General features: G+C 36.2%; 10 protein-coding genes. 6 read left to right on the top strand and 4 right to left on the bottom strand.

All coding sequences use genetic code 11. The features are described from left to right. Nucleotides 1–10: 10 nt before the first annotated feature. From TYM08_RS06000 to mltF, 3 genes are all read left to right on the top strand, one after another. A complete protein-coding gene (locus tag TYM08_RS06000) occupies nt 11–1348 on the top strand; it encodes a GGDEF domain-containing protein (protein WP_422382057.1) in 1338 nt (445 codons plus the stop codon). Between the two features lie 48 nt (nt 1349–1396). Beyond that, entirely contained in the window at nt 1397–2827 is a 1431-nt protein-coding gene (locus TYM08_RS06005) for an MATE family efflux transporter (protein WP_422382058.1), read from the top strand. Nucleotides 2828–2946: 119 nt separating this feature from the next. Next, nucleotides 2947–4437, top strand: a complete 1491-nt coding sequence (gene mltF / locus TYM08_RS06010) for a membrane-bound lytic murein transglycosylase MltF (protein ID WP_422382059.1) — start codon at nt 2947–2949, stop codon at nt 4435–4437. A gap of 95 nt (nt 4438–4532) precedes the next feature. Here the strand turns inward: mltF and TYM08_RS06015 are convergent, their stop codons facing one another. Genes TYM08_RS06015 through TYM08_RS06025 form a run of 3 tightly spaced genes read right to left on the bottom strand, consistent with a single transcriptional unit; the run spans nt 4533 to nt 6895 of the window. After that, nucleotides 4533–4970 carry a DUF2069 domain-containing protein gene (locus TYM08_RS06015; protein WP_422382060.1) on the bottom strand — a complete coding sequence of 146 codons (438 nt, stop codon included), beginning with the start codon at nt 4968–4970 and terminating at the stop codon, nt 4533–4535. Between the two features lie 18 nt (nt 4971–4988). Next, entirely contained in the window at nt 4989–6359 is a 1371-nt protein-coding gene (locus TYM08_RS06020) for an MATE family efflux transporter (protein WP_422382061.1), read from the bottom strand. Next, nucleotides 6356–6895 carry a DUF2239 family protein gene (locus TYM08_RS06025; protein ID WP_422382062.1) on the bottom strand — a complete coding sequence of 180 codons (540 nt, stop codon included), beginning with the start codon at nt 6893–6895 and terminating at the stop codon, nt 6356–6358. The genes TYM08_RS06020 and TYM08_RS06025 overlap by 4 nt, the downstream gene beginning before the upstream one ends. Before the next feature lie 346 nt (nt 6896–7241). Between TYM08_RS06025 and TYM08_RS06030 the strand changes: the two genes are divergently transcribed. Genes TYM08_RS06030 through TYM08_RS06040 form a run of 3 tightly spaced genes read left to right on the top strand, consistent with a single transcriptional unit; the run spans nt 7242 to nt 9321 of the window. Next, nucleotides 7242–7658, top strand: coding sequence for an HIT domain-containing protein (locus TYM08_RS06030; RefSeq protein ID WP_422382063.1), 417 nt, complete (start codon nt 7242–7244; stop codon nt 7656–7658). A gap of 38 nt (nt 7659–7696) precedes the next feature. Further along, the gene (locus TYM08_RS06035) at nt 7697–8233 is read left to right on the top strand and encodes a phosphatase PAP2 family protein (protein WP_422382064.1); all 537 of its coding nucleotides are present in this window, start codon (nt 7697–7699) and stop codon (nt 8231–8233) included. After that, entirely contained in the window at nt 8230–9321 is a 1092-nt protein-coding gene (locus TYM08_RS06040) for an MJ1255/VC2487 family glycosyltransferase (protein WP_422382065.1), read from the top strand. The genes TYM08_RS06035 and TYM08_RS06040 overlap by 4 nt, the downstream gene beginning before the upstream one ends. A 141-nt stretch (nt 9322–9462) precedes the next feature. On the opposite strand, the gene mutS is transcribed toward TYM08_RS06040, so the two are convergent. Beyond that, entirely contained in the window at nt 9463–12096 is a 2634-nt protein-coding gene (gene mutS, locus TYM08_RS06045; RefSeq protein WP_422382066.1) for a DNA mismatch repair protein MutS, read from the bottom strand. Nucleotides 12097–12363 lie beyond the last annotated feature (267 nt).

The following is a 12363-nucleotide window of genomic DNA, read 5'->3' on the forward strand; positions in this document are numbered from 1 at the left end:
TGGTTAAATTATGCGTCAATTTATTAAAAGCACAGAATTAAAGTCAATTTCAATTTGGATGATTAGCACTTCAATTTTATCTGTAGTTGCGTTGTTTTGTTACACCTTAATCCCAAATAAAGTATTAGAACTTGTTCCTATTAACCCTGAAGGAAATATCCTGTTTTATGATGGGTTATCAAATGGAACAACCACTGGTAAGTGGATAGATAAATCCAGTAATAGTTTTGAATGTATTGTCACAAAAGGCATTCAGTGGAATTATTGTGGTTATCAATTTGATGTGGCAGATTTTTTTATGCCTGTGGATCTATCTCAATATAATATTTTAAAAACTAAAATTAATTATTCGGGAACCCAGCTTAATAAAGCGGTACGTTTAACGTTTCGTTCAGTTGAACCGTCAATCTCAAAGCCAAATATTATTAGTTCATTTAAACATATGAACGTTGAATTAGAAAAAAATGAATTAAAACATGAGGTGGTGTTAACTAAGCAAGAATGGTCCATTTCTCGTTATTGGGTGGACAAAAATACAGTACCAAGAAGTAAGCATAATCTAGATTTTAGTAGAATTATTCAATTATCAGTCGATTTAACGCAACCGATCGAACTGGGTCATCACATGATTTCTGTGGAATACCTTACCTTAGAAGGCGCATGGATTTTAAAAGAAACTTGGTATTTAGTGATCATCATTCTTTGGATGGGAATTAATTTTTTTATTATTTCTCATCGAGTCGTAAAGTTAGATTACCGTGTTCATAAAGATATTGAGCAAATCACAGCATTGTCGGGTTATACCAATATCTTAAAAAATCAGTCTGAGAAATATAAGGCATTATCAGCAACTGATAGTTTGACCGGCGCTTTAAATCGATACGGGTTAAATAATTTCGTGACCGATCTATTTCCTAATAAAATTTTGACAGGCGAAGTGTCAATTTTGATATTAGATTTAGATCATTTTAAAAGCATTAACGATTCTTATGGTCATAACATTGGTGATGTAGTGCTGAAAAAAATATCTAAAGTGATTATTAGTATCATCCGTTCAAGTGATGGTTTTTGCCGTTGGGGCGGTGAAGAATTTATAATGTTTTGTCCAAATACTGATGAAAGCGAGGCAACAAAAATAGCTCATAAAATTCGTAAATCCATCAGTGATTTGATATTTTACACGGATAATAGAGTTGATTTTAATGTAACTGTCAGCATCGGTGTTGCTCAAGCGTATTTAAATGAACATTTTGATGAATTATTTAAACGTGTCGATAAAGCGCTATATGTAGCCAAGCATTCTGGCAGAAACCGAGTTGATCAGGCTGAGTCTGAAGAGGTTTATTAAGCCTCAATTCTAAATTCTAGATTAAATTTTTTGTAAACGGGTGCACTAATGAATGAGTTTGATAATAAACCAATAGGTGACACTCAATCCCTTACTCAATCCCTTACTCAATCCTTTACTCAACCCCTTTCTGAATCCCATTCCCACGAAAATACAGCGATAAATGGGCCCATTTTTTCTACTTTTCTTAAATTTTTAATACCTTCTTTAGTTGGCATTATTGCAATGTCAACTGCAGCAATTGTCGATGCGATATTTATTGGCAATTATGTAGGGGCTCAGGCATTAGCCGCTGTCAATTTAATTATGCCGTTTATGTCGCTGTTATTTGGTATAGGCCTGACTTTGTCAATTGGTGGTTCAGTACGTGCAGGTAAGTATATAGGTGAAAATAATAATCGTGCTGCCAGTGCTATTTTTAGTAAAACCTTAATTGTCATGAGTGCACTGGCTATTTTAATTTGCGTAACAGGGTTTGTTTGGCATGAATCTTTGTTTAAATCCTTTGGTGCAAATGAAATTGTATTACCATTAATGGCTGAGTATTTTTTGCCGTTACTGCCATTTTTAGTGGCACAAATTATTACCATTGTGTTGTATTTTTTTGTAAGAATAGATGGACATCCAAACTTGGCAGCTACTGCATTGGCATTAGGCAGTGTTCTTAATATTGCATTGGATTATCTTTTTATTGTGGAATTTGGCTGGGGCTTAAAGGGGGCTGCTTTAGCAACAGGATTAGCTCAGTTGATACCCATGCTGATATTAATGAGCTATTTTTTAGATAAAAATCGAAAACTAATGCTTTCATTTAAGCAAACTAAATGGTTTGAAGTGTTCAGCGCTTTATATAACGGATTGTCTGAGTTTGTTAGTGAAATTTCAGCAGGGGTGATTGCATTTATTTTAAATTGGTTATTAATAACCTCTGTAGGGGTCGAGGGGGTTGCAGCCATTACGGTTGTAAATTATTTGATCATGGTTGGATTTATGATGTTTTTTTCAGTTGGGGATGCTTGTCAGGTCATCATCAGTCAGAATTTTGGTGCTAAAAAAATAAAACGAATTGAGCACTTTTTGCGGTTGGCGTTTATCATAACTGCCCTGGTAAGTGTTATGTGTATTGTCCCATTGTTAGTATTTACTGAAGTTTTGATTGCGGTGTTTCTAGAGCAAACAGCCCTTGAAACTATGATTTTAGCCAAACAATATGTTGAAATTATTTGGATACTGTTCTTGTTTGTTGGATTTAATATGGTGATCAGTGCTTATTTAACTGCTGTGCATTTGCCTGCTCAATCAGCCTTTGTTGCTATATTTAGAGCGTTAATTTTACCTGGTGTGTTATTACTTGTGTTGTTTTTATTCATAGAGGATGTGCATTTTTTATGGGCATTGCCATTGGCTGAGATATTGAGTTTTGCGCTTGCGTTAGGGTTGTTTGTTAACCATCAACCTAAAAAACGAATCAGTCAATGACTGAGGCTGCAAATCTGAATGTTTAGGTCGATTGTCATAACCTGATCGTTAAGAGAACAAATCATTGCAAATCAAATAGGTGCAATTACAATACAAACACTCAATTAAAAATCAATTTTATGATCTTTAAACACTACGCCATACAGCAATTATCTATATTCCTTTTTGGGGTAGCATTGTTGTTGGGGGTGCTTTACCTGGGTTATGAAAAGCGAAATCATTTAAATGAGGTTACTGCAAGGCAAACATTGCGCATTGCTGTAGTGGTTAACCCTTCTGTTTATTGGCCTGAAAGCACTGGCACAAAAGGTTTTGAGTTCGATTTAGTTGAGCGTTTTGCGAAGTCTAAAGGTCTAAAAACTCACTATCAAGTGGTCGATACTCGAGAACAGTTATTACGCGCAATTAATTTAGATACCGCCGACATTGCTATGAGTGGGCATACGGTGATGTTTAATCAAAAAAAACCTATAGGTTATGCTTCTTATCTTGATAAAAATCATTTAGATCGATCCCAAACAACGCTGCCTATTTTTCCAGCAATTGCTCAAGTGTTATATCACTCCACCTATTTACCTCAAGGCTCAGAAATCAACAATATAGAACAGCTTCAAGGTTTAAATATTACCGTTGCAAAGGGCTCCCCCTATTCAAAATTAGTAGAAGTATGGAAACAACAATGGCCTGAAATTAAATGGCATGAGCTTGAAGGTCATAGTATTGATCTTATGAAATTATTGGATGAAGGGTTAACGGATATTGTGATATTACCTTCTACTGAAGTGCGTATAAATGAAGTGTATTTTCCTGATTTAGATATTGCATTTGATGCCACCGATGAGCTCCCAATTGTGTGGGAATTAGGCATCGATCGAGATTCGTCATTGCGCATCAGCATAAATAATTTTATTTTAGAGATGAAAAATAGCGGTGAATTAAATGTCATGATTGAACGTTATTTTGGACACTTAGATCAAGGGCCATATTATGTAAATCCTGTTCGATTTGAAAAACTTATTAAATCACGTCTAACCCAGTATCTTCCTTTATTTCAAAAATCAGCTGCAGATAATGGCTTAGACTGGCGTTTGTTAGCGGCGATCAGTCACCAAGAATCCCATTGGCGCACCAATGCTATTTCACCAACAGGGGTGCGTGGTTTAATGATGCTCACAAGAGCCACCGCTAAAGATATGGGGTTTGATAATCGTATTAAACCTGAAAACAGTATTGAAGGAGGCGCTCGTTATTTGAAGTCCCTTAAACGACGGTTATCAGATGAAATAGTAGAACCTGATCGTACTTGGTTTACCTTGGCATCGTATAATGTTGGAATGGGCCATGTAAATGATGCACGAAAAATTTGCGAAGCGTTAGAAAAGAACCCTAATAGTTGGTTAGATGTGATGGAGTGTTTGCCGCTGTTAAGTGATCCAAAATGGTATAAAGATACAACCTATGGAAAAGCAAGAGGAAATGAGCCAGTCACCTATGTGCAAAATATTAGACAGTATTACGATTTACTTAAATGGCATTTTGGTGAAGAGCTAGAAATAGAAAGTAATATCAGTAAACCTCAAATAGAAATTTCAGTGCCTTCGGGGTTGTGATTTTTCAGTTTGAAATCCTTGACTTAAAAATAGTAAACATCAGCAATCCCTTGCGCAATGTTCCAAAAATTTTATCACTTTTCACATACTACTTATCATTTACCAATAATCAAACCTAACTTAATTTTTTCTTTACGAATATAAATAGAGGTTGCAAAAAACTGAACTAAAAGTGTGACACTTAACAAACCACCAATAATACGATCAGAAAACTGCTGGGCAGATTCAAGTATGGTTGGCTCGCCATAGTATGTGTTAAATGCAACCACGCATGTATAAATCAAATACAGCATAATCACGTAACACATCCAAGACAGGCTTTTGATGTTTTTGCTTAAATACGCAGGAATAAACGCCAATAAAAAAATCACTTTAATTAACGAAAATATCACCACACCACTGATTAAACTCGATTGAGGCATGTCATTATATTTAACCTGAATTAAGCCATTACTTAATGTATGACCAACAAACAATAATACGACAGCAATTAAGCTTGCCACTGAAATTTTGAAATAAGTTAAACTGCTCACGATTGATTTGCCTTTAAGTTAGTTTGAGAAAGAAAGTTGATCGTTAGATTTTACACTTAAATGCTTGAACGCTATAGCGATAAATGCCAGCGAAATCACAAAGGTAATAATGTCAGAAATTGGAAATACCCACCAAATTTTAGTGACATCAAATACAATAGGCACAATTAATAACCCAGGAATAATCAATAGATACGTTTTTAAAATTGATAGAAGAAATGCAGGTAATGCTTTACCAATTGCCTGAAAATAAATAGCAAACAATCCCGTCGCACCGGTCACAGCAAAGCCTAAATAAGAATACTTAACAATGTGAATGCCTTCTTGAATCATCATTGGATCATCGGAAAATAATCGAAAGATGGGTTGGGCAAAACTAAGCATAATTACACTGATCACTGTGCAATAAATACTGGTGACGATCACTGCAAAATTTGTGGATTGCTTGACTCGATCAAATTGATTCGCTCCATAGTTAAAGCCGCAAATTGTTTGGTATGCGATGGTCATGCCGATCATTGGGAAAATGAAAAACATATATAATCTGCCATTTAAACCATAGGCACTAATGATATGATCTGAATTTTCTAGATTAGAAAACAAAACCAAATTCACTATAAAAATCATCAATGCAATACCAAAATGACTAAAAAATATAGGCAAACCTAAGGAGATAATATTTACAGTTCGCTCAAGTGAAAAATCGAAAATTTTAAAATTTAATTTAACGTATGTTTTATTATTGAGATAAAAATACAGCATCAATGCTAATGAAATACTTTGCGCTAATATCGTCGCTAATGCGACACCCATCACACCTAAGTCCAAAACGTAAATCGCAATCGGATCAAAAATAATATTTAAGATGGAAGATAATAAAATAGACAGCATCAAAAACTGCATTTTTCCTTCGGCGCGCACTAAATCATTTAAAGCACTTAATAGCATGATAATGGGGGTGCTGTAGATAATTGGATATAAAAAATCAGTGGCATACGGACGCAATTCATCGGATACATTGTTTGCTAAAAAATGCGCACCAAACAATAATAAAACAGGAATTAATACTGCGCTTAAAATCAATGCCATCCATATTCCGCTCATGGCTGTTTTTTGTGCCTGCTCCAAATCTTTAGCCCCTAATAATCGAGCGACAATAGACGATGTACCTGCGCCAATTAATCCAGCAATGGCAAACACCGCCATTTGAATTGGAAACACTACCGACACGCCACCCATGGCAAATTCGTTTACGCCTTTGGTGACAAAATACGCATCGACAATGTTATACAACCCGCCGACGATTAATCCTAAAATAATAGGAATCGCCATTTTGAAAAACAGCGGTTTAATTGGCTCGTTACCTAATTGAAACGTTTGTTTACTCATGATTCTAACTCAGCAAATTTCTGTAAAATAAATGATTTTAACGTGGGTTCCCAAGACTCAATCGCGTCAACAAACTCATCGTATTTTAATTGATAAATCGCGCGGCTGCATTGCTCAAACCCTGGTTGATCGCCCACGCATTGATACAAAAACTGATCCAATTTTTGTTGTTTAATCAGCATTAAGTCCGACTCAGGCGAGACAAGCATGGCTTGGTCTATTAATTTACGAATGGCCCCAGATGCGCCGCCTTGTTGAATCGACAACCACTCCCAATGCTTGGGTAATAACGTCACTTCTTTAGAGCGCACGCCCAATTTAGGTCGTCCACGTTTAGCGGTGGGTTGGATTTGTTCGCTGTCTAATACCTGCTGTTGACTAAGGTGCCAAGGAGCATTGATGCGTTGTAATGTGTCGCATTGTATAACAAATGGCTCGTTTCCATTGCGTGAATGTTCGTAACTTTGTGTTACCACCTCATCCCACGAACCCTTAAACCACTGGTTTTCAATGGATTTTACAAAATATTGCTTCATTTTATTTTACCCAGATAAAAATAATAAAATAATTTTACCCCGATAAAATAAAAATGCAAGAATATTCATTTAATTAGAGCAAAATTTAAATACTCCTTTTTATAACTCTGCAGCTTACATCCAAGATTGCACAGTTTCGGGTTGTGCAAATAGTTACCGCTTTTTTTTAAAATACGGTTTCAACCTTTCAAATAACTGCTTATTATGAGGAAAATAATTTGGTTGAATATTATTTTCAGATTCATAAATATTCACCAAACTGTCATAAAAAAGTCATATAACCCTGTTTAAATGTTGATCATTGTTTAAAACTAATGCTCAGCATTTAACTGTTTTAGGAGTCAAAATGCTGGATAAACGTTTACAAAATGATTGTTTAATTATTGCGCAATCATCAATGAATTATTTGTTGCTAAATAAAGATGCAAATTATCCTTGGGTGATTTTAGTACCCAAGCAAGAAAATATAAGTGAACTGTTTGAGTTAAGTGAGCAAGATCAATGGCAATTAAATTTAGAGGTTAATCTGGTTGCTGCGCGATTAAAAAAAGCATTTCAAGCAGACAAAATGAATATTGCAGCAATTGGCAATGTAGTGAATCAATTGCATGTTCATATTATTGCGCGTTTTAAACTGGATTCGGTTTGGCCAAAACCAGTTTGGGGGGCAATTGAAGCAAAACCGTATGCAGAGAAACAACTCAAAAACACAGTTGAGTTAATCTTACATGCAATAGATGATTTAGATTTTTCACGCGAATGAGACACTAACCAAAACGTGCTCATTTGAAGGAGATTGACATGAGCACAATAAAAATTTTTCAAAAAGTACATGGATTTGACTGTATTACTTTTAATTGGTGTATGGCATTAAAGCACCGTGAGTTGATCACACAATTTAGCAAACTTTTATCAAAATCAGCGGACGGATTAAGCTATTTAGTTTTGGGCGTGATTTTTTTATTAATCAATTATCCTAATAATAAATATGTATTTATTGCTTTGTGCGTTGCTTTTATTATTGAACGTAGTATTTATTTTGTAATAAAAAATGGATTTAAACGCAACCGTCCAGGCAGTGCAATTGAAGGATTTGAAATGTTTATTAAACCCAGTGATCAATTTAGTTTTCCTTCGGGTCATACCTCTGGGGCGTTTTTGTTTGCAACGTTTATTGTTTTTTTATTCCCTGAATTTATTTGGGTGGCTTATACATGGGCGGCATCCATCGCCTTTTCAAGAATATTTTTAGGAGTGCATTTTCCAACTGATACCGTTGCAGGAATGGTAATTGGCACGGTGGTAGGAAAACTAGTTATAACAGGATTATTAGTATGAATATTTTATATGCAGTACAGGGTACAGGAAATGGACACATTTCAAGAGCGCGTTCGATTGTTGGAAAATTAAAAGAGCAAGGTGCATCGGTGGATTTTGTTTTTTCAGGGCGCGATAACAAGGAAGATTATTTTGATATGGAAGAATTTGGCGATTTTAAGGCGTTACATGGTGTGCGTTTATGTATGGACAAAGGTCGATTAAATATTTTAAAAACGATAACAACATTTAGTTATGCAAAACTCAAAAAAGAAATAAAATCGTTGGATTTATCTAAATATGATTTGGTATTAACTGATTTTGAACCAATCTCTGCTTGGGCGGCAAAACAACAAAATGTGCCTTGCGTGGCAATTGGACATCAATATTCATTTGGATATGATGTGCCATGTGAAGGGGACAGTTTATTAAGTCGATTTATTTTTAAATATTACGCACCAGCTGATCGTCATATTGGATTTCATTGGCATCATTATAATGCACCCATATTACCACCATTGATTCATATCATTGATAAAAAGATTCAAGCAAGTGTTGTAAAAACCAATCAATGTTTAGTGTATTTAGTCCATGAAAACAGCCAAGAAATGATAGTGTTGTTACAACAATTACCTGAAATACAATTTGTATATCACTGTAAAGATATAGATCCTGGTATATACGCAAACGTGACAGTTAAGCCTTTTAGCCGCGAAGGATTTCAAAGAAGTTTACTTAAATGTAATTACATTATCACAGGTGCAGGATTTGAATTTCCATCTGAAGCGCTGCAACTTGGTAAAAGTATTATGGTTAAACCCGTTAAAGGGCAGATGGAACAGTTATCTAACGCTAAGGCATTAACGCAATTGGGTTACGCTACAAGGATAGAAAAATGGGACATTCAAACGATTCGTGATTGGTATCAATCCAGTGAACAAGTAAAAGTCAGTTTTCCAGATATTACTGAGGATATTGCAAAATGGGTGATTGATCCTAATTTTGAAAGTATTGACAGCATTACCAAACGATTATGGAAAGAAGTGAAAGTCAGTAAAGTTGAAAAAGAAGAGGAGTTTAATCTTTCGGCAATTTTAGGGATGGCGTAAAGTCGTATAAATACGCAATTAAAATATTTTAAAAGGAAGGAAGGGCTGCAAATTTTTTGTTGTTCTTCATTTATTTATTTATCACCATTTGCTCGAACCCCTTTATGAAAATAATGGGGTTCGAGCTTTTTTTAAGTTGAATTAAAGTGTGTTTTTCAATTGATAAATTAAATCCAACGCTTGTCTTGCAGTTAAATCATCGGCATCGGTATTGTTTAATAAATCCAAAGCAGGGTGCGACACTGAAAATAAATCATTTTGCAAAAACTCAGCGGCTGCTTTTTCTTTTTTGGTTTTGCTTTTTGGTGCCGGTCTTTCTTGTTCTTTTTCTTTTTCTTTTTCTAAATTCTCTGATTTATTCGATTCACTTAATGCCTGTCCAATTTCTAACTCATGTAATTTTGCTTTCGCTTGATCAATCACATTAAACGGAACGCCTGCTAGTTTTGCTACTTGTAAACCGTAACTTTGACTCGCGGCGCCTTTTTCTACTTTGTGCATAAAGATGATTTTGTCATCGTGTTCGTGGGCTTTTAAATGCACGTTAGATGCTAGTGAAAACTGATCAGGTAAGTGGGTCATTTCAAAATAATGCGTGGCAAACAATGTGAAACTTTTGGTTTCTCTTACTAGTTGCTCGGCACTTGCCCAGGCTAATGACAAACCATCAAATGTGGATGTCCCGCGTCCTACTTCGTCCATCAACACTAAGCTGTTTTGCGTGGCGTTGTGTAAAATGTTGGCAGTCTCTGTCATCTCAACCATAAATGTTGAACGGCCAGATGCGGAGTCGTCGCTTGATCCCATTCTTGTGAAAATACGATCAATAGGACCCACTTTCATACTTTGTGCGGGCACGTAACAGCCTGTGAACGCAAGTAATGTACAGATCGCAGTTTGGCGCATATAAGTGGATTTACCGCCCATGTTTGGACCGGTGATGATCAACATTTTATTGTCTTCATCTAACAAACAATCATTAGGAATAAACGCACCGTCGATGATTTGTTCAATCACTGGGTGTTTGGCTTGTTTCATTTCTAAGCAGTTTTTGCTCGTTAATTCAGGGCGAACTAAGCCTAGAGTTAAGCTTCGTTCGGCAAAACAAGTTAATGTATCTAACGTGGCTAAGCCTAAGGCGCATTGTTGTAATCCAACAATTTCTTTCGCACATATTTGAACCAACTCGTCGTAAAGCATTTTTTCGCGGGTTAATGATCGGCTTTTTGCGCTCAGTGCTTTGTCTTCAAATGCTTTTAATTCTTCGGTAATAAAACGCTCTGCATTTTTTAATGTTTGGCGGCGCGTGTAATTTGCTGGCGCATTGGCTGATTGCGCTTTACTGATTTCAATGTAATAACCGTGTACTCGGTTGTAGCCCACTTTTAATGTCGAGATGCCTGTTTTTTCGCGCTCTTCATTTTCCATTTTTAATAAAAAATCATTCGCGTTGGTATTCAGTCCGCGTAACTCATCTAATTCTTCATCATAACCTTGTGCAATCACACCGCCGTCACGCACAACCATTGGTGGGTTTTCGATGATGGCTTTTTCAAGTAAGGAGACTAACTCATCAAACTGTTGAATTTGTACGCTTAGATTTTTAATTAAAATTTGGTCGATGTTTGATAATTGGGTTTGTAATTCTGGTAAACGAGCAAGGGCATCACCTAAACGAGATAAATCTCTTGGGCGGGCTGAGCCTAATGCGATGCGCGATAAAATTCGTTCAATATCACCAATGGGTTTGATGGTGGATTGAATCGCTTCAAATTGATATTGATCAAGTAACGATCCAATCGCATCTTGGCGCATTTGTACGGCTTTAATATCGCGAAGCGGTCTGTGTAACCAACGCTTTAATAATCGGCTACCCATTGCGGTACAGGTTTTGTCCAATAACCAACTTAATGTGTATTTGTCTTCGCCTTGAGAGTTAACGTCAATTTCAAGATTTAAGCGTGTCGCAGGATCTAAAATAATCGCCTGATCATTGTGCTCATACTGAATGGCTTGTAAATGAGGTAAGTCGCCACGCTGAGTTTGCGTCACGTAATGAAATAACGCACCCGCGGCCGATACAGCAATGGCTTTGTCGCTTAAATCAAAACCTGATAAATCTTTGGTTTTGTATTGGTCGGTTAGTAATGTTGTACAACTGTCTAAATCAAATAACCAAGGGTCGAGTGTTTTTTTATGTTCAAAATCTAAATCTTCATTTTGTTCACACAGACTTTCTGTAGTTGGGCAAATTAATAACTCGGCAGGTTTTAAACGTTCTAACTCGGCATTTAATTGCTCAGTATTACTCAGTTCAGTCACAATGAATCGACCGTTACTCACGTCCATGGACGCTAATCCAAATTGATCGTTTTTACTAAAAATACAACTGATCAAATTGTCGCGACTTTCATTTAAAAATGCTTCGTCGGTAATGGTGCCGGGCGTCATAACACGCACCACTTTTCGCTCAACCGGACCTTTAGAAGTAGCAGGGTCGCCTACTTGTTCGCAAATGGCGACGCTGATGCCTGCTTTAACTAATCGGGCGATGTAATTTTCGGCGGCGTGATACGGCAGGCCACACATGGGTGTTGGGTTAGCGCTGCCTTTACCGCGCGCGGTGAGCGTGATGTCTAAAAGTTGAGAGGCCTTAATGGCGTCTTCATTAAATAGCTCGTAAAAATCCCCCATACGATAAAAAACCAAATCATTTGGGTGATCTTTTTTAATCGAATTGTACTGAATCATCATTGGGGTGAGTGGTTTTGACATGACTTGCCTGAATACTGTTAAAAGAAGGGGCGCATAGTACTAAATAACGAGGTGGTTTTTAAGCTGGTTATTCATAAAAGTTCAAAATTACAGAGAAATTGAAAATTAACACATCAAAGCAATTGTTAGAAAATTACTACTTTGTACAGAAATACTTTAGTAATGTACGTTTATTTCATTCTTTGGTATTGGTTGGTAATTATACAAATACAATTTTGGAAAGTTACTAAGGAAGTATTTTTTGAATGTGGATAATTGTTCGCAGCA

It is taken from the genome of Marinicellulosiphila megalodicopiae, assembly GCF_045862395.1.
Lineage (GTDB): Bacteria > Pseudomonadota > Gammaproteobacteria > Pseudomonadales > Natronospirillaceae > Marinicellulosiphila > Marinicellulosiphila megalodicopiae.

Bases quoted from the DNA above. Each gene is read 5' to 3' on its own strand.
- TYM08_RS06005 (WP_422382058.1), top strand. From the start codon at position 1,397: ATGAATGAGTTTGATAATAAACCAATAGGTGACACTCAATCCCTTACT.
- mltF (WP_422382059.1), top strand. From the start codon at position 2,947: ATGATCTTTAAACACTACGCCATACAGCAATTATCTATATTCCTTTTT.
- TYM08_RS06000 (WP_422382057.1), top strand. From the start codon at position 11: ATGCGTCAATTTATTAAAAGCACAGAATTAAAGTCAATTTCAATTTGG.
- TYM08_RS06035 (WP_422382064.1), top strand. From the start codon at position 7,697: ATGAGCACAATAAAAATTTTTCAAAAAGTACATGGATTTGACTGTATT.
- TYM08_RS06025 (WP_422382062.1), bottom strand. From the start codon at position 6,895: ATGAAGCAATATTTTGTAAAATCCATTGAAAACCAGTGGTTTAAGGGT.
- TYM08_RS06030 (WP_422382063.1), top strand. From the start codon at position 7,242: ATGCTGGATAAACGTTTACAAAATGATTGTTTAATTATTGCGCAATCA.
- mutS (WP_422382066.1), bottom strand. From the start codon at position 12,096: ATGTCAAAACCACTCACCCCAATGATGATTCAGTACAATTCGATTAAA.
- TYM08_RS06040 (WP_422382065.1), top strand. From the start codon at position 8,230: ATGAATATTTTATATGCAGTACAGGGTACAGGAAATGGACACATTTCA.
- TYM08_RS06020 (WP_422382061.1), bottom strand. From the start codon at position 6,359: ATGAGTAAACAAACGTTTCAATTAGGTAACGAGCCAATTAAACCGCTG.